Genomic DNA, 22810 nt, shown 5'->3' on the forward strand with positions numbered 1-22810 from the left:
GAGGAGGGAGAACCCCCTCCTCATTTTTAGAATTGAATTGACTACTCGTTGGCGCAAACTTTAAATTGCTTACAAAGCTCATCAAGCACCTTGGTTGTACTTTGAATCTCATGGCTAGCAACCAGTGTTTGACTTGCTTGCGAAGCATTTTCATCTGCTAAGCGAGCGATGCCTTCTATGGTTTCTGCAACCTCTCGAGCAGCCAAGGCTTGCTCTTGCAAAATTACTTGTATATCTTGCGTAGCCTGTACCACCTTGCTGGTTTCACCTTCAATTTCAGCAACCGACTGACCCGCACGTTCAGCTTTACTCACCCCTTCACTTACCTGCTGAACACTGGTTTGCATTTCAATGACCGCTTCTTCAGTTCGCTTCTGAATTTGTGCAACCATATCGGATATTTCTACCGTAGAAGTTGCAGTGCGTTCTGCTAGGTTTCTTACTTCATCTGCAACCACAGCAAAACCACGCCCATGTTCTCCAGCCCTTGCAGCTTCAATTGCCGCATTTAAAGCTAATAGGTTGGTTTGGTCAGCTATCTCGCGAATGGTAGAAACAATTTTACCTATATTGCCCGACAGCGCTTCTAACTCTTTTACTTTGGTGGCTGAATTATTAACCGTACCAGCAATGGCACTAATTTCTTGTGAACTTGCATAAACCGCTTCAGCACCTAAACGCGCAACTTCACCCGCTTGGTTAGAAGCAGCATGTGCAGCTGTAGCACTTTCACCAATTTGATCAACCGATGCACTTAATTCTTCTAGTGCGGCTGCCATATTGGTAGAAGAGTTAGACTGAGAAGCAGCACCATCAGAAGTAGCCTTACTAGCTGCTAGCATTTCATCAGCAGCATGGTTAAGCGACTTGGTGGATTGCGTCATTTGAAACGCAATTTCTAAAAGGTGGTTACGCATAATTTGTACGGCATTAAATACACCACCTATTTCATCTGCTTTACCCATAGGTGCAGGGCCAACCAAATTACCCGAGCTTATCTCCATAGCAACACTTTTTAAGTAATTCAGCCGCCTTGTTTGTTCACGCATCACTAAATAAAGCCAAATAAGTGCAAGGCTACTCACCGCTACAATAATCGCAATCATCGGCAGCATAAGCTGATGCACTTCAGGGTCACTAATTTGTAAGTGAGTGTAACCAATAACCACTAGGGTTGTGATAAAAGACAAGAGCATTGGCAACAAGGCTGTAGGAGTTAAGTTTACGCCTTGGTAAAAATGCGAGAAACGTGAATACAAGCCCGTTAGGTGGTAACCACCCGATAACCTATCACGGCTTCCTTCTCGCATACGCGCATAAAGAGCTGTTGCGTCTTTTATCTCTTGCTCTGTGGCTTTTAAACGCACGCTCATATAGCCACCACTCTTTAAAGGCGTAGCGGTTGCTTTAACCCAATAGTGATCGCCATTTGCGCGACGGTTTTTAATGATGCCCTGCCAAGCACGACCTTTCTTCAGTGTTGCCCAAAAGTCACGAAAAGCCTCTTTAGGCATATCTGGGTGACGAATAATATTGTGTGGTTTGCCAATTAACTCAGAACGAGCGAAGCCTGCATACTCAACAAATTCATCGTTAACGTAAACAATGTTACCCAAAGCATCGGTATGGGAAATAATGGCGGTATCTGGGCGTACTGGATATTCTTTTTGTGTGACGGGTTGGTTATTTCTCAATTTATAACTCCTAGAGAGTTTTTATTGTTCGATTCAAATTTCAACACCACTAACTAAAAACTGAAAATCAATCCACTGGACAGAGATACTAGTTGAAGAAATACTAGCGTGCAAGTATATTGTATGCAACCTTATTGTTAACGGAAAATTTTTAATGATCGATCCAGAAAAAGAAGCTTATCTAACCTTAGATAACCAGCTTTGCTTTGTACTCTACAGCACCTCAAATGCTATGGGGAGAAGTTATCAGCCCTTACTAAAAGCTTTAGATTTAACCTACCTGCAATACCTAGTAATGATGGTGTTATGGGAAGAACAGGTAATAAACGTTAAAGCCTTAGGAAAAAAGCTACATCTCGACTCAGGAACCCTTACCCCCCTACTAAAACGCTTAGAAGCCAAGGGCTATGTTAATCGTACCCGTAGCCAAGAAGATGAACGTATTCGGCTTATTTCAGTAACCGAAGCTGGACAGCAGTTAAAAGAACAGGCACAGCACATACCAGAAAAAATGATGTGCCTTTCTAAAATGGAAGCCGATGAGCTTATTCAGCTGAAAACAATTTGTGAGCGTTTACTAGCAAACCTAACCGACTAATCTTTAAGCGTGGCGCTAGTTCACCTTTATAAAAATACCTTTAACCTTGTTAAGCATTTCTCTGGTTAAAGAGGCCATTTTAGGTTTATTGGCTGGGGTAAAGGCAATAGGTCGGGTAACTTTCATCGCAGCCAAACCAATTCTTGCAGTATAAAAACCTGCACCAATGCCTTGCCCTGCACGGGCGCTTAATGAAGTGGTTATGCCTTGAAAACCAAATTCGGCTAAAGCATTTTCAGCTAGCAGTTCGGTTGCACCCACAAAAAGCAGTTGGTTTATTACTCGCCTAAATAAACGTAAACGGTTAGGCAATGAAGGTCGCACACCATACACCTGCGCCACATCATCAATCATTTTCATTGACCGCCAAAGGCTTAACAGCATGTCTAAGGAAGCCCAAGGACTGATTGCTACGCCTACACCCGTTTGCATGGCATAGGTAGAAACTCGCCTTGTTGCTTCTTCATCCAGCGGTTTTAAAAAGATTTCATCTAGGTGGTTAATGGCTTCTTTATCGTTGCTGTAATCTGGCATGGCTTGAATGCAGCGTTCCAAGTGTGCTTCTTGCGGCTTGTTTTTATAAAAGCCACGCAATTCATTTATAAAGCTTTTTGCCTGACCAAAATCGTTGCCTTCCAGCAGGCGTTCCGCTTTATCTTGCATCGCCACTAGCTTAGAAAGGTTTTCAGTATCTTTTAAATAGCGGTACACCAGCCTTAAACCTAATAGCGCAACCCAAGCTAATAAAACACCAAAAACACTGGCAAGAACCCAATGAATGGATAAGGCGTAGTTAAAAGCACGAGCTAGTTCAAAACCACTTAAAACAACCACCAAGGCTAGGGCGGAATAGAAAAACACCTTTAAACCTTTTAGTGGTAAGGCTTCTAACTTAAATAGTGAAAACTGGGTAACTTCGGGCAAGCGCTCATTGGCAACTATCGACTCAGGCACACTTTCTGGCACATCCTCGTCAATAACAAAGGTTTTACTTTGGCGGGCTGATTCGCTAGCTGACTGGTCGCCCTCTATTCTATCTAAGTCGTCTGCTTCATCTAAATCGAAGGTGAAACCGCCCTTTCGCTTATTCTGGGTCATGGGCATTTGTCTCCAATTAATTCATTTAGCAGGGTATCTAACCTAATATGCGGCAGTGCAGTATTACTGTTATTCGACAAACCTCTAGGTGGTGATAGCTCGGGCAAAACCCAGCCCTGTAAAGCTTGCCAGTCTTTTTCATCTGGCAGTTTAGACGGCATAACCGGCGGCACATAACCTAAGCGCTTGCCTTCAGGGGTTAAAATTTCTAGCGCATTATCAATTCGGCTGCTTTCATTACTGGCACGCACCGCAGCAACCGCTTCACAAATCGGGCTAATGCCATCGCTTCTGGCATGTTTGTAAGCACTTCTTACCACTGCACTTAACAATTGCCTAACGGCTTCGTGTTCTTTAGATAACACCAAATCTATTTTGGTTGCGGCAAAAATTAAACGATCAACCTTAGGGCTAAAAAGCTGACGTAAGCGGCTTTGGTTACCATAAGAAAAGCTTTGGGTAATGTTGGTTAAGGCTTGGCGCATATCATCTAGGTAAGCAGGGCCGGAATGCAGGGCGCTTATCACATCAACTAAAACTAGCTGTCTATCTATGCCACTAAAAAAGTCGCTGTAAAAAGGCTCAACCAATTCTTTAATGTAACGCTGATAACGCCGCTTACACACCTTGTAATAACTATGTTCGCTGGCTTGTTCTAATTCGCTTTCTTCCCTACCTATGCAAGCCAGCAGGGGAATAAAGTTCACTATATCCGCATCAGGAAGCTTGCCAGGAATTAAAAACCTGCCGGGTTGAATAAGGCTAAGGCTTTTTTCATCGTTTTTGCAGCGGCTAAGAAACTGCTTATATTGCTCATTTAACGCCTGAAGTTTTTCTTTATCAACCGGCGCAAAAGGGTCGAGCTGTTTAAATTCATCCAATAATGAACCTAGTAGCTCTAACCTTGGCGAGTGTAAATACTGGGCACTGCATAAACCGCACCACCTAACAAAACTCATGCCTCTAAGTGGCAGGTCTAAAAGCCATTCACCTGGGTAGTCACGTAGCTCTATAAAAAGGCTGTAATTGTCTTTACCTACTAGGCTTTTATGCGACTTTTTTAGCCGCAGCTCAATAAGGCAACCACTGATTTCTGAGGTTGAATCTGGCCATTCGGGTTGGGCTGCGGTAATTTTTTGATAACCAGCGGCATAAGGAAACATGGGTAAGTTATCAAGTGGATGCAGCTTAACCCCAAGCAAGCGATCCGCTTGAATGGGAGGAAAGCCTGCTAGTTTGGCCGTGTCATACTGGCAAAGCTGATTAATAAGACTGGTTATTAAGGTTGTTTTACCACTACGGCTTAGGCCAGTAATGCCAATGCAAATGTGGCGATCTAAGGCTTTATTAATCGTTTTATTGATATACCTATCAAAGAAAGCGCTTTTATTTTTCATTTTTAATTTGTTGCACTAGGTCAAAGCTACGCAACCTATCTTCAAAATTATACAGGTCACAAGTAAACATTAGCTCATCGGCTTGCGTGTGGTGAAGCAGGGTTTCAAGCTTGTCTTTAACCGTTGCTGGGCTTCCAACCATTGCCATGCTTAAAAAGTCACTAACCCCCTGTTGTTCCTGCAAGCTCCAAGTTTTATGAATATCCTTAACAGGTGGGCAGAGGTGCAAGCTTTGACCACGAAATAGTGAAAGAATACGCTGATAGGTTGTGGTGACTAAAAACTCTGCTTGTTCGTCTGTTTCAGCAACAACCAGTGGAATCCCCAACATAACTTTAGGCTTAGCTAGGGTTGCAGAAGGTTTGAACTCAGCACGGTAAAGCTCTATGGCTTGCATCATAAAACGGGGTGCAAAGTGGGATGCAAAAGAATAAGGCAAGCCCTTAGCAGCCGCTAACTTAGCACTAAACAAGCTAGAACCCAGTAACCAAATAGGTGCTTGAGTATTCATGCCTGGCATAGCAATAATTTGCTGACCTGCTTGCTTTGGGCCTAACAAACGCTGTAACTCGGCAACATCTTCTGGAAAGCTACTGGCATCCGTATCTAAGTGACGACGTAAAGCCCTAGCTGTTAGCTGGTCTGTGCCTGGCGCTCTACCCAAACCTAAATCAATGCGCTCAGGGTAAAGTGTTGCCAAAGTACCAATTTGTTCAGCCACTACAAGCGGTGCATGGTTAGGCAGCATAATGCCGCCAGAACCGATGCGAATACGTTCAGTATTGGCAGCTAAATAGCCCATTAAAACCGTAGTAGCAGAACTGGCAATGGCTTCCATATTGTGATGCTCAGCCACCCAAAAGCGCTTAAAGCCAAGTTGCTCAACATGCTTAGCTGTTAGTAGCGCACGCTTTAAAGCACCGCTAGGGCTGGTTTCTTGATCAGAAATAGTTGCCAGCTCAAGAACAGAAAAATCAACCGCTTGTAGAAGACTCATTAAATTAACCTAAGTAATTAAAGTTCAATACCGTTTACCAATAATTGAACATCGATATTACCGCGAACCGCATTAGAGTAAGGACACACCTGATGTGCCGCTTTAACCAATGCATTGGCTTGCGCTTGATCTAGTTCTAACTCTACAGCTAAGCTTGCTGTTAACGCAAAGCCGCCTTGTTCATTTTGAAAAATACCTACGGTGGCTTTTGTTGGTGCTGATTTAACTGCCAGCTTTTGCTCACGCGCTAGGTGTAAAATTGCATTAGAAAAACAAGCAGAATAACCCGCAGCAAATAACTGCTCAGGATTGGTTGCCTCACCGCTACCACCCATTTCTTTAGGGTAGCTTAAAGCTAAAGAAAGTTTACCGTCATCCGTAGCTACCTGACCATTACGCCCAGCCAAAGCAGTTGCTGAAGTTGTATAAAGTGCTTTCATTTTCTGTACCTCGTTAGTTTTTTGATAATCTGAATTTTTATTGCAACCAATTAGATTGCACACAATTAAACACGGGTAGAGATTAGTCTAAATTCTGCTTAGCCGCAAGAAGATTGTGCACAATTTTTTTCGGTAGAATAAAAAGCCTGGTCAGAGTAAGCAGAGCGAACTTTAAGGGTAGCGTTTTAATAAAGGTAGCAATGCAAACTCATTACTATAAAAAGTTATGAATGAAAGCAACCAACAAAGAGCGTGTTTTTTTAAAGGCATAAAACACTTAGATTGTTGCAGAGAAAAATAGCTCTGCTATTATTCAGTGTTTTTATTATTGCAGCCTGCAGTTTTAGAATTTAAAAACCTTTGTAACCACCTAGGTAAATACCTTACCGCCGTTTTATTAAACTCCCGAAATAATTTATTAAAGAAGTGAGAGCTGCACTAAATGAATATCGACGCCTTTCGTACAGAACACGACCTCTTGGGTGATTTGCCCGTACCTAGAAATGCTTATTACGGCATTCAAACGCTAAGAGCTTTAGACAACTTCAAACTGTCGGGTGTTTCCCTTTCTGAATACCCTAACTTTGTTAGTGCGCTAGCCATGGTTAAATTGGCTGCGGCCGATGCCAACCATGAGTTAAATTGCCTATCCACAGAAAAGCATACCGCTATTACCAAGGCTTGCCGCCAGCTAATTGAAGGTAAGCATCATGATCAATTTGTGGTCGATATGATTCAAGGTGGTGCGGGCACATCCACCAACATGAATGCCAATGAAGTGATTGCCAACCTTGGCTTAGAAAGCATGGGCAAAGACAAGGGCGAGTATCAGTTTTTGCACCCTAATAATGATGTCAATATGGCGCAATCCACTAACGATGCCTACCCAACAGCCATTCGCGTGGGATTATTGTTAGGTCAAAATGACTTACACCTTAGTTTAGAAAACCTAATTCAAGCCTTAGCTGCCAAGGGTGATGAATTCTCTAGTCTGTTAAAAATGGGACGTACTCAGCTGCAAGATGCTGTTCCCATGACTTTAGGGCAAGAATTCCATGCCTTTGCAAACAACCTACGTGAAGACCTAGCCTTGTTTAAAAAACTAGATAGCGATTTATTCACACCCGTTAACCTAGGTGGTACAGCCATAGGAACGGGCATTAACGCAGACCCACGTTACCAAGGCATAGCCGTTAAACGCCTAGCTGCAATTAGCGGTCATCCAATTACCGCTGCCACCGACCTAGTAGAAGCAACCTCAGACATGGGTTCTTTTGTGCTCTTTTCTGGTTTGCTTAAGCGCTTAATGACCAAGCTTTCAAAAATCAGCAATGATTTACGCCTGCTATCCAGCGGCCCACGTACTGGCATTAATGAAATTAACCTACCGGCGCGTCAGCCAGGTAGTTCTATCATGCCAGGCAAGGTTAACCCAGTCATTCCAGAAGCGGTTAACCAAATTGCTTTTGAAATTATTGGCCACGACCTTTCTGTTACTATGGCTGCAGAAGCGGGTCAGTTACAGCTCAATGTAATGGAACCCCTAATTGCATGGAAAATGTTTGACTCAGTACGTTTAGCAACCCGTGGTATGGATATGCTACGTGAGCTATGCATAGAAGGCATAACCGCTAATGAAGCACGTTGCCGTGAACTTATGGAAAATTCCATTGGTATAGTAACCGCCTTAAACCCCTACATAGGCTACGAAAACTCAAGCCGCATAGCTAAAAAAGCCCTAACAACTGGCTGTGGTGTGCTGGAATTAATTAGAGAAGAAAACCTGATTGATGAAGAACTACTAGCAGATATTTTAAAGCCAGAACACATGATTGCACCTAGAAGTGTAACCAAAAAAACTGCCAAGCTTTAATAAACCTTTAGTTGTTAACCTTTAACACGACGGTCACGCAAATCTTTAAAAGCCATAGCTAAGGCTAATAAAACGGTAAAAGTGATCGTCAATAAACCAAAGCTTACGGCAATAGACCAAGAGCTATAAGGTTGTAAGGTAAAGACCAAAGCCGTAATAACGGCAATACCTACCGAAGTACCAATACGCTGCCCCGTTTGCATAATAGCGCCAGAGCTACCTGCATAAGCCAAGGGTACTTCAGCAAGTGTTAAAGTCTGGTTAGGGCTAATAACCGAGCCCTGACCTAGACCAAAAAAACCTAAAGACACTAACAACCACCAAATGCTGGTGCCGACATATTCGTGCAGCATAACCACAGCAATGCTGGCAAGCAGCCCAAAAACAGCCAAACTCAAACCACCTATCACCACTTTACGGCCATAATAGTTAACCTTTTTACCTGCCCAGTTGGCTGAATAGGCTGAAAGCAGTGCTGAAGGAATGCCCACCATACCCGCCTCAAAAGCTGAAAAACCAAGACCTAGCTGTACATACAAAGGAATTAACACCCAAACACTGGTCATGCCTAAAAAGTAGAGGGTCATAATAATGCTGCCGTTACGGTAGCTAGAAGTGGCAAATATTTTTAAATCAACCATAGGGCTATAGCCACGCAAGGTGTACCAACGCTCCCAGCGCACCCAAATGTAAAATAACAACAACCCCACAGGAACTAACAACCAAAGCAAACCCGATGGATGCGATTCAACAAAGGGAAACAAAAATGCCAACACACCTAAACCCAATAACACAGCCCCTATAGGATCTAAGGAACTTAACCCCTTGTGCTCTTTAAGTTTAGGCTTATGTATTAAAGGGCGTGGAAACCACAAGAAAGCAAGCACCAGTGTTATTAAACCCACAGGTAGATTAATAAGAAAAGTCAGGCGCCAGCCAAGTTCCGCACCACCCAGTTGAATGAGCAGCCCACCAATAACAGGACCAATGGCAACAGAAACGCCCACCGTAGTACCAAAAAGTCCAAAAGCACGCCCCCGCTCTGGTCCTTGAAAATACTGCTGAATCATTCCTACCGCCTGAGGGTTCATAAAACCAGAACCCACACCCTGCACAAAACGCGCCCCATTAAGCCAGTGAGCATCAGGAGCTAAACCTGCGGCTATCGAAGCAGTAATAAAGATAATCAAGCCAAGAATAAAAAAACCACCCCGCCCCATTAAATCGCCAGCTCGCCCTGCACTTACCAGCACCACACCAAAGGTAAGCGCATAGCCTGATAACACCCACTGAATATCAGAGCGGCTGGCGTTCAACCCTTCTTGAATAGAAGCTAAGGCAACATTCACCACGCTTACACTTAATAGCGACATAAAAATTGCCATAAGCAAAACAGCAAGAATTCGCCAACGTATAGGGTCGTTATTAGTCATTTAAAACCTTAAATTATGCATTTAGCTCACGTAACACTTGCACAAAAGTCGCTGTTTCTTGAGCGCCAGAAATTAGATGCTTGTTGTTAATAATAAATGCTGGCACAGAAGTTATACCCGCCTGCTGGTAAGTGGCTTCTTCTTCTCTAACCTTGGCGGCATATTGGTCTGACTCTAGTAGTTGTTTAGCTTTTGTGGTATCTAGCCCTATTGCTTCAACACAAGCTAATAAAACGTCTTGGTCAGAAACCACCCTAGCCTCACCAAAATACACTTCAAACAATGCTTGCTTCATTTCAGTTTGCTTGCCTTCTTCTCTAGCCCATTTAACTAAACGGTGAGCATCAAAAGTATTGCAAGTTAAGCGCTGCTGTATTTTTTCAAAGTTCAGACCTAGCGTTCTAGCAATAGTCATCATTTGTGCTTGGGTAGCATGTAATTCTTCTTCACTACGGCCATACTTTTTAGCTAAGGCTGGTAAAATAGGTTCGCCCTCACCGCTGTGATCTGGATTCAGCTCAAAGGCACGCCATTCCACAGTGAATTTAAACTCAGACGCCAACTGCTGCATTGCTTTTTCCAGCCGTGCATAACCTATGGCACACCAAGGGCAGGCAATATCAGAAACAATATCAATTTGTATGTTTTTCATAGTAAATCCTGTCAATAGATTAGACTTGGGTATTTATTAACGACTCTTAAGCAATAACCTTAGCCAAAAAAGCATCCATATCCCTTACTTCTTCTAGACAAAGGCTATGATCCATACCATAGCTTTGGTATTCGGGCTGATACCCCATTGTTTGTAAATGTTTTACGGCTGTTTGCCCTAAAGCTTCCGCTACCACAGGATCAAAACTTCCATGAGCAACAAAAATAGGAAGGCTACGATTAGCTTCACTTAAATTAATGGTGTCAGCCGTGGCAAAGTAGGTAGATAAAGCAAAAAGCCCGCCCAAAGGCTTGGGATAACTAAGCGCCAGCTCATAGGCCACTGCACCACCTTGAGAAAAACCACCAATAATAATGTTTTTACTGGGTACACCTCGGTCGATTTCAGCTTCGACTAAAGCTGCCACTAGGTTTGCAGATTTTTTTAATTGCTCAACATCGACTTTGCGGTCAATGTCCATGGCTAGAATATCGTACCAAGCAGGCATCACCATTCCACCGTTAACAGTGACAGGCAACTCTGGCGCATGAGGAAAAATAAAACGAACAGGCGTATTTTTGGAAAAAGCAAATTCTGGTACTAGGGGTTCAAAATCGTGCCCACTTGCCCCTAAACCATGTAACCAAATAACGGTGTATTCTGGGTTAGCACCCGTGTCAATTTGCAAGGTGTTTAATTCAGCCATGAGTTCTCCATTAGTTCAGCGAATAATTACCCCTATCATACAGCTTCGGTAACTTTCTACACCCGCGAAGAAACAAGCAGCAGTAACTTTAACCGTTATAAAAAATAGCTTAGTTGCTGCTCAACTCACTAATGATAACCACTATTAAATTAAGTTGAGCAGCAAGCAAAGGTTGCGTTAGCTAGAAGATGGAATTGTCTCAGCTAGTTCTATTGCGCGTTTAGACCTAGCCATTGGGCGGTGATCTCTAGCGAGTAGGCTATAAACCGTAGGCAACACAAACAAAGTAAAGAGCGTACCTATTAACAACCCACAAACCACCACTATACCAATTGAAAAACGGCTTTCAGCGCCAGCGCCTGTAGCAAACAACAAAGGAACTAAACCAGCAACCATGGCTGCAGTTGTCATCAGTATAGGTCGCATACGTATAATGGCTGCTTTGTGCATGGCCTCTAAACGCGCTAAACCTTCATTTTCTTGAATAGCATTTGCAAAAGACACCATTAAGATACCGTGCTTAGAAATTAGGCCAACTAAAGTAACCAAACCGATTTGGGTATAAATATTCAAGGTGGCATAACCTAACCATAAGGGTAGTAAAGCACCACAAATGGCCAAGGGTACGGTTACCAAAATAACCAATGGGTCACGAAAGCTTTCATACTGAGCAGCTAACACAAAGAAAATAACCACCAAAGCAAAGCCAAAGGAAATAACTAAACGGTTGCCCTCTTTAACAAACTGGCGACTATCAGAAAGCCAATCTAGTTGTGCTCCAGGTGGCAAGGGTAAACCCTGTAAAAAGCTCACTGCTTGCCCAACAGTCACACCAGGCAAAAGTACCCCCGATAGAGTTACTGCATTCATCTGATTAAACTGAGGCAGACTATTTGCTCCTGCCTGAATCTTTACATCGACTACACTGGCTAAGGGCACTAAACCACCGCTTGCAGTACGCACATAATAGCCTAGCAAGTCATCAGGAGCACGGCGTTGGTCTTGCGCCACCTGGGCAATAACATCATAAGAACGATCAAACCAGTTAAAGCGATTGATATAACCCTCGCCCACCAAGACGGCTAGGGTATCAGCTATAGCCTGCATACTTACACCGAGTTCACCCGCCTTATCTGCATTAACACTAATTTTGGCTTGAGGACTATCAAAAGCTAGGTTGCTATCCACAAAAGCAAATAAGCCGCTACCCCAAGCTGCCCCTTTAATGCCTTCTAACACGCCATAAAGTTCTTCAAAACTTGCGGGAGAACGCAACACCATTTGTAGCGGCAAACCATCACTGCCTGAAGGTAAGGCCGCTGGCTGGAAAGCCGTCATAAAGGCACCGGTAATATTCGCGCTACGAGCATTCAGCGCACCTTCTACTGCATCGCTGCTCATCTGCCGCTCTTTCCAGTCTTTTAAAACAATACCGCCAAAACCCATGTTTTGACTACCCGTACCATTCACTAAAAATGAACCGGTATAGTCTGGCATTTGTTGAAAGACTTCTTCAACGGCATAGGCCACCTGCTCGGTATATTCTAGGTTGGCATATTGTGGGCCTTTGGTTTGAATAAACACAAAACCTTGGTCCTCGCCAGGTGCTAGCTCTCTTTCTACCCCCATAAACAAAACCGCTATGCCACCCAACACCACCAAACACACAATAAGTACCGCAGCACGAGCTGCCAGTACATGACCCAGCAAACGACCATAAGCCGCTGAAACTTTGTTCATACTGCGCTCTACTGCTTGTGAAAAACGCCCTTCATTTAATTCGGCATTTAATAGGTAACTACTCATCATAGGCGACAAAGTTAGTGCTATAACGCCTGAAATAATCACCGAGCCAGCTAAAGTAAAAGCAAACTCTTTAAACAACGCACCGGTAATTCCACCCATCATACCTATGGGTGCATAAACAGCAGCTAGGGTTAAAGTCATACCTATGACTGGCCAAATAATCTCACGCGTACCAATAATAGCCGCCTTGGCAGGTGATAAGCCTTCTATAATATGCCGATGAATATTCTCTACTACCACTATGGCATCATCGACCACCAAACCTATGGCTAGCACCATTGCCAGTAAGGTCAGTAGATTAATAGAAAAACCAAAAGCTAACATTAAGGCAGCTACGCCAGTTAACGATAAAGGAATGGTCACCAGTGGAATAATCACCGCACGGAAAGTACCTAAAAACAGGAAGATAACCGCAATAACAATAAACACCGCTATAAGCAAGGTTTCCATTACTTCATCAATAGAAGCGTTAACAAAGCGTGCCGTATCAAAATTATTAATCACCTCTAGGCCTGGCGGTGCAACTCTTTGAATATCGGGAAGGAGTGCATTAACTCCAGCAACAATTTCTAAAGGGTTACCATCGGGCGTGGGTGAAATAATCACTGCCACACCCCGCTGCCCATCATTAAAAAAACTATTATTAAAACTATCACCATCCAGTTCTACCGTGGCTACATCTGCAAGCCTTACCAGCCTGTTTGCTGCACGTTTAATCACTAGGTTTTTAAACTCTTCAACACTGCGCTTATCAGTGGTGGCTGTAATGGCAATCAAATCATCTTCGCCACGCAATACACCTGCAGCAGTTTGCACATTGTTCACTCGTAAAGCTTGAGCAAGGTCGCTGGCAGTTAAACCCCTTGCTGCTAGCTTGATAGGGTCTACCCACAAACGCATGGCTAGGGTTTGGCCACCGCCTATTTCAGCCGAGGCCACCCCAGGCACTGAGGTTAACAAGGGTTGTGCAACCCTAGCTACAAAGTCTGAGATTTCAGGTATAGACTGTTGCTCACTCATAAAAGCTAGGTACTGAACAGCCGAAACCCCATCGGTGATGGTGTTAATTTCTGGGTCATAAACCCCTTCAGGAAGCTGGTATTTAACCTGTTGCACTTTAGCTAGTACTTCGGTCATGGAGCGGTCAGTATCGGCATTGAGTACTAACTTGGCTTTAATTTCACTGCGTCCCCTAGTGGAATTAGAAACTAAATACTCAATACCACTAGCGCCTGCAATCGCTTGAGCTAGGGGCGTAGTCACAAAACCAAGCATTACCTCTTGTGAAGCACCGGGGAAGTTAGTGGTAACTACAATCGTGGCACTTTCCATGGCCGGGTACTGGCGTGTAGGCAAAGAGAAAAAAGCCGCCAAGCCAACCAGTAAAATAAGTGTACTTAAAGTAATAGAAAGAATGGGTCGCTTAATAAATAAATCAGTAAATTTCATTACTTTTTCACCACACGTAAATCAGCACCAGGGCGAACTCTTAGCTGACCTTCAGTTACTACCAGGTCGCCCGCTTGCAAACCTTGAGCAATCACAACTTGATCACCCACTCTGCGACCAACAACAACTGGCACAATTTCGGCCTGCCCCACCTGCTCAGCATTCAGGTTACGCACAACTAGGACAGTATCTCCCGAAGCAGAAGTCGTCACAGCCGAAGCAGGTAAAATAAGTGCATCAGGTTCTGGTGGTAAAAGAATCGTCATAGTTGCATACATGCCCGGTTGCAAAATCCCTTGCGGGTTAGCTAACTTGGCCTGAATTGTGGCACTGCGCGTGTCTCGGTTAACTTGTGGCTCTAGCGCGGTCAGGGTTGCTTTAATGGGTCCAACTTCACTTAAATCAGCATCCACCAAAACACTTTGCCCAAGCTTTACTCTGGCCAGCTCCTCTTGAGGCAAATCAAAGTTTGCATACAGCTGGTTTAAATTCGTTAGACTAACAATGGTTTCACTAGGGTTTAGGTACTGGCCTTGATCTATCAGGCGTAAACCTAGCTTGCCATCAAAAGGAGCATAAATACGTTTATGACGAATACGGGCTTGAAGCTGTTTAACCTGTGCTGCGGCTTGGTCACGCTCAAACAAATGCAGTTGCAACCTTTCTTGGGAGGTAGCACCTGTGCTGGCTAGTTCTTTAGTTCTTGCATACTGATGACGAGTAAAAGTTGCTCTGGCTTGTGCTGCAGCTAGCTCAGCCTGCTCTAGCGTATCATCCAGTTGCACTAACAAGCTCCCAGCTTTTACCTTTTGTCCTGACTCAAATAAAATAGCCGTTACCCGTCCTTCCATTTCTGCTGACAAGCTAACCTGCTGCACTGCACGAAGTTCACCTAGGGCTTTTAAGTTCACCGGAGCTGCTTCAGATTTTAAGCGGGTAGCGATTACATCAATGGGTCCACCACCAGCCCAGCCACCTTGCGCTTGCCTACTTTGTTGCCAGTACCACAAGCCGGTTATTAATATAGTTAAAACAAAGCACACAAGAATAATTGATTTAAAACCTGATGACGCCTTCATCCAACCTTCTCCACTCAGCTTTTGTAAAGTCTACCTTGGTGCTTTACCAAGAAGTGAGTACACTTATACAGCCTCAACTTAACTTGAGGTCAAGTATTAGTTTTTAAGAAGACTTATTAGGAATACAGATGAGTAACTTAAATGGTTAACGGTAATCGAATACTGAGTATTGGTGAAGTGGCTAAACGTAGTGGCGTGGCTATTTCTACTATTCATTTTTATGAATCAAAAGGCTTAATTACTTCTACTCGTAATGCCAGTAATCACCGCCAATACCCTTCTGTTGTTTTACGCTATATTGCCATTATTAGGGTTGCGCAGCGCACAGGCATGACTTTAGAAGAAATACAAAAAACTCTCAGTGCTTATCAGGCAGGCGCAAAATTAAATGAAAATGAATGGAAAACCTTAGCTGCCGAATGGCAAGCAGGCATTAACCAACGCATTAAACGCTTAGAGCGCTTACGTGATGAGCTAGATAACTGTATAGGCTGTGGTTGCCTTTCTTTAAAGGAGTGCCCTCTACGCAATCCCAAGGATAAATTGGCAGAAAAAGGACCTGGTCCACAAATATTAGAACGTCCTTAACAAAACACCTAGCTTTGTTTTGAAATGGCGTTAATATGTAATCTTTTGTATTATGCACCGCTAACTAATACCAACATTAGGTTCTTTTCGCTTTAAACGATGAATACAAGGAGAATTACAGTGTTTACATCGCTAACCCTTCGCCAAAGGTTGCTGGCTTCAATTATAGTTTCTGGTGGTATTTTTTTACTTATCGGCCTGTTTTACACTTTAAATCATAGGAATGACCTTGCCACAGAAGCGATGCAAGAACGCAGCAAAAACCTACAAATTATTTTGCAAGAACGCTTAAAAGCTAAAGAAGAGTTCGGCTTAGGCTTGGCAGTTATGCTGGCTAAAAACCAGCTTATTCAAGAATACCTTTACGCAGATGTGCGAAGCGAAGTTGAAGTTATTCTTAATGACCTAGTAAAACACTATGCTAAAACAACTAATTACCGTGGTTTAAAAGTTCAAATTCATACCGCTGAAGGTAAGTCTTGGTTGCGTAACTGGAACCCTAACCTTCATGGCGATGATTTATTATTTCGTCCTAGCATCCAAAAAATGCTTGCTGAAAAACGCCCCTTTGCCAGCTCTGATGAAACAGGACGCAGTGGCTTTGCAGTACGTGGCCTTGCCCCTATTTTTTATGATGGTCAATACCTAGGTAGCCTAGAAGTATTGCAGGGTGTTGGCAGTGTTAGCCGCGATTTTGAAGGCGATGGTCAAGCCTACATTATGCTGCTTAACCAAAGCGTTGCCCAAGAGTCACCAGGTATTGCTAAAAATATGGCTATTGGTGACTACCTTTTAGCTAATGATCGTTGGTTTAACGAAAGAGCAAGAGGTTTTGCTAGCAGCTTGAATTTAAACCACCTACAAAAAGCAAAAACCGAGCTAACAGCCAACTGGTTTGCTACCAGCCTACCTATTCTAAATAACCAAGGTCAGCCGGTAGGTGTACACCTACTAGGTGAACCAGCAGCCATTATTGAAGCGCAGGTTGCCAAAGCAACTTTTACCGCTTGGATATTTATGGGTTTATTAATTTTATTAATCCTAGGCATGGGTACTAGCGTTGCTTTGCAGGTACAACGCTCTGTTGTTCGCCCTATTGCTAGAAGTGTAAGCCGCCTTAAAAGCATGGAAAACGACTTAACCCTACGCTTAAGCACTAAATACAAAGATGAACTAGGTAGTCTTTTTGGAGCATTTAACTCCCATACGGAAACCCTAGCGCATGTAATAGGTGAAGTCACAGAAACGGCTAACAACCTAGCAACTGCAGCCGATCAAATGCTAGCTAACAGCCAACAAAGCCGACAGTTAGCTAATTCACAGCTAGCAGAAACAGACCAAGTCGCTTCAGCAAGTAATGAAATGGCAGCTTCTTCTGCTGAAATGGCCGAACACGCCGATGCAACCTTAAGTGCAACTGAGCAAGCGCAAGCAGAAACACAAAAAGGCCAAGAAGAGGTAACTAGTACCATAAAAGCCATTAACAACTTATCTTTACAAATGAATAATATGTTAGGTGTTATTGAGCGTTTAGATACTGGCAGCCAAAATATAGGTAAGGTAATTGAAACAATTTCAGCCGTTGCTGAACAAACCAACCTCTTAGCATTAAACGCAGCCATTGAAGCTGCCAGAGCAGGTGAACAAGGCCGTGGTTTTGCTGTAGTTGCAGATGAAGTACGCCAGCTAGCGAGCAGAACACAGCAAGCAACGGGTGAAATAGACCAAATTATTGCCGAAGTACAAGCAGCAGCAACCGATGTATCTAAGGCAATTTACCAAGGCACTAAGCAGGCAGAAGCTTGTGTTAATCAAGCCGAGGCCGCAGGTAAAGCCTTAGACAATATTAGCTTTAGCGTAACCTCTGTTAATGAACATGGCTTGCAAATAGCTCAGGCTGCACGTGAACAAAACAGTGTTGCTGTAGAAATTAGCCAGAGCATGGTTAGAATTAACGACCTAGCTACAGAAAGCAGCAGTTCAACTGAACAAACCCAAACGGTGAACTTGGCTTTAGTTAAGCGCGCAGAAGCCTTAGAAGCGTTAGTAAAAAAGTTTAAGCTTTAAAATAACCTCAACCAGAACCAAGTTAATTTAAACTAACTTGGTTCTGGTTAATTAACGTTGCTTAAGCCTAACAAACTAGTCAGCAACAAAGTGTTTACCTAGCAGTGCATAGTAAAAATTGTTGTCGTTTAATACACCGACAAACTGCTCGTCTTGGGTAAGCAATACAGGTAAACGACTGGTGTAGCGCAGGTTAATGGCATCACGCATACCTATCGCTGAACTAGCAACAGCAAACTTACCCTGCTCACCATCACCTGCTTGCCAAGCAACATAAGGCAGCTCTTGCTCACCCTTGCCAGCCTTTAAAATCTTGCCTTCTTGCAAACTAACCCAGTAACCCTGATTACGATCTATAATTAGCCTATCTTTATCGACGGCTAAGTCTTCTTTATTGGTCATTAAAGTATCCCCACCTAAAACATTCAGTGGGTTGGTATGGGCAACAAAAGCTTCTACATAAGGGGTTTTAGGGTTAAGCACTATATCTTCTGGCGTGCCGTGCTGAATAATTTTGGCTGACTCCATAATGGCGATGTTAGTACCAATTTTTAGTGCTTCGTCTAAATCATGGCTAACAAACAAAATGGTTTTTTTCATCTTCTGTTGCAGCTCAAGCAATTCATCTTGCAGCTGGCTACGAATGAGTGGATCCAATGCTGAAAAAGGCTCATCCATTAAAAGAATGTCGGTATCCATGGCAAAGGCTCTGGCTAAGCCTACACGTTGCTGCATACCACCCGATAATTCATGGGGTTTAGAGTTGGCCCACTGATCTAAACCCACCATTTCTAACTTTTCTTTGGCTTTTTCTAAGCGTTCACGCTTATTAATGCCTTTCATTTCTAAACCAAAAGCTACGTTTTCAGCCACGGTTAACCAAGGCATCAGGGCAAACTTTTGAAAAACCATAGAAATACGGTTAGTTCTTAAATGGCGTAGCGTATTTTCATCGCAGGTAGCTATGTCTATAGTACCTTCTTCTTTATCTTTTACTCTTAAACTACCGCGAGTAATGGGATTCAAACCATTTAAGGTACGCAAAAGGCTAGATTTACCTGAACCAGAAAGCCCCATTAGTACACAAATCTCGCCTTGTTTAATGGTGAGATTAGCGTTTTGAACACCAACAACCGATCCGGTTTTATCAATTATTTCTTCACGCGAAAGGTTTTCATCTAAAAGCTTTAAGGCTTGTTCAGGGTTATTGCCAAATACCACATCTAGATTTTCTATTTCAATCATGTTCATGGTTAAGGCTCCTTAATTGTTACGGTTAGGTTGCTTGCATAAACGGTCGAGCATAATTGCAACTAATACAATAGCTAAACCTGCTTCAAAGCCTTGGGCAATATTAACGGTGTTCAAAGCACGTACTACAGGCTTACCTAATCCATCTGCACCAACCAGTGCAGCAATCACCACCATGGATAAAGACAACATAATGCACTGGGTTACACCAGCCATAATGTTGGGCATGGCTGCTGGTAGCTCGACTTTAAATAAAAGTTTTCTGCGTGTAGCTCCAAAGGCTTTACCGGCTTCAAGCAGCTCTTCGGGCACGCTGCTAATGCCTAAAGCGGTTAAACGTACAGGGGCAGCTATTGCAAAAATAATGGTAGAAATTAAGCCAGGTACGACCCCTAAACCAAATAAAATTAAAGTAGGTATTAGATAAACAAAAGTAGGAATGGTTTGCATTAAATCTAATACTGGACGAATGATAGTATGAAATTTTGGATAATGCGCTGCCAGTATCCCAAGCGGAATACCAAACAAAACACAAATAAAAGCAGCCATTAATACTAAAACCAGGGTTTCAATCATTTCTGACCAATAACCGAGATTGGCAATTAATAGAAGTGATAAGACTATAAAAACAACTAAACCCAAAGAGCGTTGCAGCCACCAAGCTAAAGCTGCTGTTAAGGTTATAAGCAAGCTAGGCGGACTTAATAAAAGAATGTCTGTTACACCAAGAATAAGCCACTCTAAAGAAAATGAAATAGCATCGAAGAAACCAGCAGCGTTGCCTACTAACCAGTCGACAAAAGACTCTATCCATTGTCCCATGGGAACTTTGTGTTCAATAATCCAGTTCATATTGGATATCCGAGTAGATTTTTCGATAAACCTACTACTGCATAAAAGCAAATAGCAGTAGTAAATAAGTAAATTGAATGAATAACGCTAGGAATGTAACTCCTAGCGTTAAGGGCTAGATTAAACTTATTGAATAGCTAGATAGCTTTTTACTGCTGCAAGACCAGGCTTACCATCTAAGGTGTTTACACCTTTTAACCAACCATTTAAAGCAGCTGGGTTATTTTTCAACCACTCTTTGGCGGCTTGCTGAGGTTTTTTGTTGTCATTTAAAATAGCGCCCATTACTTCGTTTTCCATAGCTAATGAAAACTCTAAGTTATTTAACAGCTTGCCCATATTTGGGCACTCTTGGCTGTAATTTTTACGGGTGTTAGTTAACACAGTTGCGCCGCCAAAATCTGGACCAAACCAATCATCGCCACCATCTAAATACTCAATAGCAAAGTTACTATTCATGGGGTGGGGTTCCCAACCTAGAAAAACGACCCAGTTATTTCTGCGTTCCGCACGTTGAACTTCAGACAACATACCAGCTTCGGATGATTCAATTAATTTAAAGCCTTTTAGACCAAAAGCATTTTGATCAAGCATATCTTGAATTAAACGGTTGCCATCATTGCCTGGTTCAATACCGTAGATTCTGCTACGAAACTTTTTCTTATATTTAACGATATCGGCAAAGCTACGTACGCCACCGTCATAAGCTGCTTTGTTAACAGCTAGGGTATATTTAGCACCTTCTAGGTTAGTGCGAACCGTTTCAACGGTGCCTTCTGCACGGTATTTGGCAATATCAGCTTCCATAGTTGGCATCCAGTTGCCTAAAAACACATCTAATTCGCCAGAAGCTAAAGAGTTATAGGTTACAGGTACAGATAACAACTGGGTTTTGGGTGAGTAGCCTAAGCCCTTCACTATTTCAGTAGTTATTGCTGTGGTGGCAGTAATATCTGTCCAGCCCACATCGGAGAAGCGAACCTCAGAGCAGCTATTAGCATGAGCTACAGAAAAGGCGCTGATAGAAAGGGTGGCAATTGTTGCAACCAGTACTTTTGTTAATGCCTTTTTAATGGGTAATGCTTTTTTAAAACTCATTGTTTTTCCTTCTAAAGTGATTATTAACGTTGGGTATTTTTATAGTCAGGGTGAATCCAAACAGCTACATCAGCTTTGGGTAGGGGTACTTTCTGTAAAATATTATCGGCAATTTTTTCAGCAACCATAATGGTCGGTGCGTTGACATTGCCATTGGTAATGGTCGGAAATACTGAGGAGTCTACGACACGTAGTTTGCCTACACCGCGTACCTTGCAATCACTATCCAGCACTGCCATGGGGTCATCTTCTGCACCCATTTTGCAGGTACAAGAAGGGTGGTAAGCACTTTCCACATTGGCACGCACCCAAGCATCGATTTGTTCATCGCTGGTTATATCTATTCCTGGCTGAATCTCATCATCTCGATAAACGTCCATTGATTTTTGGCCGATTATTTCACGGGTTAAACGAATGCAGGCTCGCCAATCTTCAATGTCTTGTTGTTCGGTTAGGTAGTTGAATAAAATGCTGGGGGCTTGGTAGGGGTCGGCACTTTTTATTTTTACACGGCCACGACTAGACGGCTTATTAGGCCCAACATGAACTTGAAAGCCATGGCCTTTAAATGACGCATTGCCATCGTAGCGCATGGCAGCGGGTAGAAAGTGGTATTGAATATTTGGCCATTTTAAACCTTTGCGGGAGCGAATAAAGGCACAAGATTCAAAGTGGTTAGTAGCGCCTAAACCATTTTTGAATAAAATCCAGCGCGTACCTATTAAGCCTTTGCTAACAAAGTTAAGCTTACTATTTAAAGTAATGGGCTGTTTACAGCGATACTGAAAATAAACTTCTAAATGGTCTTGTAGGTTTTCGCCCACACCGGGTAGGTCTTTAACTAATTCAACCCCTGCCTTTTCTAATACTGCTTTGGGACCAATACCTGATAACTGTAGAAGTTGCGGTGAACCTATCGAACCTGCTGCAGAGATAACTTCAATTTTGGCTTGAGCAGTTTTGGTTTTACCCTTGTGATCAAATTCAACACCTGTTGCAACGGGTGTATTACTGGTGGAGTCCGTCAGTATTTTTCGAGTATGAACACCCGTTAACAGGGTTAGGTTAGAACGTTTTAATGCGCGTCTTAGGTAAGCGTTAGAAGTTGAACTACGTATTCCGTTTTTTACCGTCATGTGCATAGCACCAAAGCCTTCTTGGCGGTAACCGTTATAGTCTTCAGTTGCACCATAACCAGCATCTACACCGGAATCTATAAAGGCTTGGTAAAGCGGGTTAAGTGACATTTTATTACCATTACAAACACCTAAAGGCCCATCACCACCACGGTAATCATCAGCGCCACCTTCCCAAGTTTCGGCACGTTTAAAGTAGGGAAGGCAGCTTTGGTAATCCCAACCCTTAACACCTTCTGCTACCCACTCTTCATAATCACAAGCATGACCGCGTACATAAACCATGCCATTAATCGATGAAGAACCGCCTAAGGTTTTGCCACGCGGCGTGTGTAACGAGCGGTTATCTATGCCTGGCTCTGCCTCAGTATGAAACTGCCAGCACAGACGTTCAGTATTCATTGGGTAGGATAAAGCTGTTGGCATTTGCACAAAAATACTTTTATCACTGCCGCCTTTTTCAAGCAGGAGTACTTGGTGCTGGCCATCTTCGGTTAATCTGTCTGCTAATACGCAACCAGCAGAACCGGCTCCGACGATAATATAATCAAATGTTTGGTTCATCTTGCCTTTACTCAGCTAATTATTTAATTAAA

General features: G+C 43.0%; 18 protein-coding genes. 4 read left to right on the top strand and 14 right to left on the bottom strand.

All coding sequences use genetic code 11. The annotated features are described in order from the left end of the window. Positions 1 to 41: 41 nt before the first annotated feature. Positions 42 to 1694: a methyl-accepting chemotaxis protein gene (locus tag H571_RS0101045; RefSeq protein WP_027847681.1), complete on the bottom strand. Its 1653-nt coding sequence runs from the start codon at positions 1692 to 1694 to the stop codon at positions 42 to 44. A 154-nt stretch (positions 1695 to 1848) separates the two neighbouring features. Here H571_RS0101045 and ohrR point away from each other — a divergent pair, with 154 nt between their 5' ends. Beyond that, a complete protein-coding gene (gene ohrR / locus H571_RS0101050) occupies positions 1849 to 2292 on the top strand; it encodes a transcriptional regulator OhrR (RefSeq protein WP_027847682.1) in 444 nt (147 codons plus the stop codon). Positions 2293 to 2307: 15 nt separating this feature from the next. Here the strand turns inward: ohrR and H571_RS0101055 are convergent, their stop codons facing one another. From H571_RS0101055 to ohr, 4 genes are read right to left on the bottom strand one after another with little or no spacing between them, the layout of a single operon-like run. Further along, positions 2308 to 3390 carry a TIGR01620 family protein gene (locus H571_RS0101055; RefSeq protein ID WP_036217045.1) on the bottom strand — a complete coding sequence of 361 codons (1083 nt, stop codon included), beginning with the start codon at positions 3388 to 3390 and terminating at the stop codon, positions 2308 to 2310. Beyond that, entirely contained in the window at positions 3387 to 4787 is a 1401-nt protein-coding gene (locus H571_RS13770) for a YcjX family protein (protein WP_051168048.1), read from the bottom strand. Before H571_RS13770 ends, H571_RS0101055 begins: the two co-directional genes overlap by 4 nt. Continuing rightward, a complete protein-coding gene (locus H571_RS0101065; RefSeq protein ID WP_027847684.1) occupies positions 4777 to 5784 on the bottom strand; it encodes an LLM class flavin-dependent oxidoreductase in 1008 nt (335 codons plus the stop codon). The genes H571_RS13770 and H571_RS0101065 overlap by 11 nt, the downstream gene beginning before the upstream one ends. A gap of 17 nt (positions 5785 to 5801) precedes the next feature. Further along, positions 5802 to 6224, bottom strand: coding sequence for an organic hydroperoxide reductase Ohr (gene ohr / locus H571_RS0101070; RefSeq protein WP_027847685.1), 423 nt, complete (start codon positions 6222 to 6224; stop codon positions 5802 to 5804). Positions 6225 to 6666: 442 nt separating this feature from the next. Between ohr and H571_RS0101075 the strand changes: the two genes are divergently transcribed. Then, complete coding sequence (locus H571_RS0101075) at positions 6667 to 8097, top strand: aspartate ammonia-lyase (RefSeq protein ID WP_027847686.1); 1431 nt, start codon at positions 6667 to 6669, stop codon at positions 8095 to 8097. Between the two features lie 14 nt (positions 8098 to 8111). Here the strand turns inward: H571_RS0101075 and H571_RS13775 are convergent, their stop codons facing one another. From H571_RS13775 to H571_RS0101100, 5 genes are all read right to left on the bottom strand, one after another. Then, positions 8112 to 9530, bottom strand: coding sequence for an MFS transporter (locus H571_RS13775; protein ID WP_036217049.1), 1419 nt, complete (start codon positions 9528 to 9530; stop codon positions 8112 to 8114). A gap of 13 nt (positions 9531 to 9543) precedes the next feature. Continuing rightward, positions 9544 to 10182 carry a DsbA family oxidoreductase gene (locus H571_RS0101085; RefSeq protein WP_027847687.1) on the bottom strand — a complete coding sequence of 213 codons (639 nt, stop codon included), beginning with the start codon at positions 10180 to 10182 and terminating at the stop codon, positions 9544 to 9546. A 46-nt stretch (positions 10183 to 10228) separates the two neighbouring features. Further along, entirely contained in the window at positions 10229 to 10888 is a 660-nt protein-coding gene (locus H571_RS0101090) for an alpha/beta hydrolase (protein ID WP_027847688.1), read from the bottom strand. A 177-nt stretch (positions 10889 to 11065) separates the two neighbouring features. After that, positions 11066 to 14143, bottom strand: coding sequence for an efflux RND transporter permease subunit (locus tag H571_RS0101095; RefSeq protein ID WP_027847689.1), 3078 nt, complete (start codon positions 14141 to 14143; stop codon positions 11066 to 11068). Further along, positions 14143 to 15222 carry an efflux RND transporter periplasmic adaptor subunit gene (locus tag H571_RS0101100; RefSeq protein WP_027847690.1) on the bottom strand — a complete coding sequence of 360 codons (1080 nt, stop codon included), beginning with the start codon at positions 15220 to 15222 and terminating at the stop codon, positions 14143 to 14145. The genes H571_RS0101095 and H571_RS0101100 overlap by 1 nt, the downstream gene beginning before the upstream one ends. Positions 15223 to 15363: 141 nt before the next feature. Here H571_RS0101100 and soxR point away from each other — a divergent pair, with 141 nt between their 5' ends. Both soxR and H571_RS0101110 read left to right on the top strand, forming a co-directional pair. Further along, positions 15364 to 15810, top strand: coding sequence for a redox-sensitive transcriptional activator SoxR (gene soxR / locus H571_RS0101105; RefSeq protein WP_027847691.1), 447 nt, complete (start codon positions 15364 to 15366; stop codon positions 15808 to 15810). A gap of 120 nt (positions 15811 to 15930) precedes the next feature. Continuing rightward, a complete protein-coding gene (locus H571_RS0101110) occupies positions 15931 to 17877 on the top strand; it encodes a methyl-accepting chemotaxis protein (RefSeq protein ID WP_051168049.1) in 1947 nt (648 codons plus the stop codon). Positions 17878 to 17952: 75 nt separating this feature from the next. Here the strand turns inward: H571_RS0101110 and choV are convergent, their stop codons facing one another. The 4 genes from choV to betA form a co-directional block, all read right to left on the bottom strand. Continuing rightward, positions 17953 to 19128 carry a choline ABC transporter ATP-binding protein gene (gene choV, locus H571_RS0101115; protein WP_027847693.1) on the bottom strand — a complete coding sequence of 392 codons (1176 nt, stop codon included), beginning with the start codon at positions 19126 to 19128 and terminating at the stop codon, positions 17953 to 17955. A gap of 12 nt (positions 19129 to 19140) precedes the next feature. Further along, positions 19141 to 19980 carry a choline ABC transporter permease subunit gene (choW, locus tag H571_RS0101120; protein WP_027847694.1) on the bottom strand — a complete coding sequence of 280 codons (840 nt, stop codon included), beginning with the start codon at positions 19978 to 19980 and terminating at the stop codon, positions 19141 to 19143. A gap of 126 nt (positions 19981 to 20106) precedes the next feature. Next, entirely contained in the window at positions 20107 to 21078 is a 972-nt protein-coding gene (locus tag H571_RS0101125) for a choline ABC transporter substrate-binding protein (protein ID WP_027847695.1), read from the bottom strand. A gap of 23 nt (positions 21079 to 21101) precedes the next feature. Beyond that, positions 21102 to 22778, bottom strand: coding sequence for a choline dehydrogenase (gene betA / locus H571_RS0101130; protein WP_027847696.1), 1677 nt, complete (start codon positions 22776 to 22778; stop codon positions 21102 to 21104). Positions 22779 to 22810 lie beyond the last annotated feature (32 nt).

Source organism: Marinospirillum minutulum DSM 6287, from assembly GCF_000422325.1.
GTDB lineage: Bacteria > Pseudomonadota > Gammaproteobacteria > Pseudomonadales > Halomonadaceae > Marinospirillum > Marinospirillum minutulum.

Bases quoted from the DNA above. Each gene is read 5' to 3' on its own strand.
- betA (WP_027847696.1), bottom strand. From the start codon at position 22,778: ATGAACCAAACATTTGATTATATTATCGTCGGAGCCGGTTCTGCTGGT.
- ohrR (WP_027847682.1), top strand. From the start codon at position 1,849: ATGATCGATCCAGAAAAAGAAGCTTATCTAACCTTAGATAACCAGCTT.
- H571_RS0101055 (WP_036217045.1), bottom strand. From the start codon at position 3,390: ATGACCCAGAATAAGCGAAAGGGCGGTTTCACCTTCGATTTAGATGAA.
- H571_RS13775 (WP_036217049.1), bottom strand. From the start codon at position 9,530: ATGACTAATAACGACCCTATACGTTGGCGAATTCTTGCTGTTTTGCTT.
- soxR (WP_027847691.1), top strand. From the start codon at position 15,364: ATGGTTAACGGTAATCGAATACTGAGTATTGGTGAAGTGGCTAAACGT.
- H571_RS0101125 (WP_027847695.1), bottom strand. From the start codon at position 21,078: ATGAGTTTTAAAAAAGCATTACCCATTAAAAAGGCATTAACAAAAGTA.
- H571_RS0101100 (WP_027847690.1), bottom strand. From the start codon at position 15,222: ATGAAGGCGTCATCAGGTTTTAAATCAATTATTCTTGTGTGCTTTGTT.
- H571_RS0101095 (WP_027847689.1), bottom strand. From the start codon at position 14,143: ATGAAATTTACTGATTTATTTATTAAGCGACCCATTCTTTCTATTACT.
- H571_RS0101065 (WP_027847684.1), bottom strand. From the start codon at position 5,784: ATGAGTCTTCTACAAGCGGTTGATTTTTCTGTTCTTGAGCTGGCAACT.
- H571_RS0101075 (WP_027847686.1), top strand. From the start codon at position 6,667: ATGAATATCGACGCCTTTCGTACAGAACACGACCTCTTGGGTGATTTG.
- H571_RS0101090 (WP_027847688.1), bottom strand. From the start codon at position 10,888: ATGGCTGAATTAAACACCTTGCAAATTGACACGGGTGCTAACCCAGAA.
- choW (WP_027847694.1), bottom strand. From the start codon at position 19,980: ATGAACTGGATTATTGAACACAAAGTTCCCATGGGACAATGGATAGAG.
- H571_RS0101085 (WP_027847687.1), bottom strand. From the start codon at position 10,182: ATGAAAAACATACAAATTGATATTGTTTCTGATATTGCCTGCCCTTGG.
- H571_RS13770 (WP_051168048.1), bottom strand. From the start codon at position 4,787: ATGAAAAATAAAAGCGCTTTCTTTGATAGGTATATCAATAAAACGATT.
- choV (WP_027847693.1), bottom strand. From the start codon at position 19,128: ATGAACATGATTGAAATAGAAAATCTAGATGTGGTATTTGGCAATAAC.
- ohr (WP_027847685.1), bottom strand. From the start codon at position 6,224: ATGAAAGCACTTTATACAACTTCAGCAACTGCTTTGGCTGGGCGTAAT.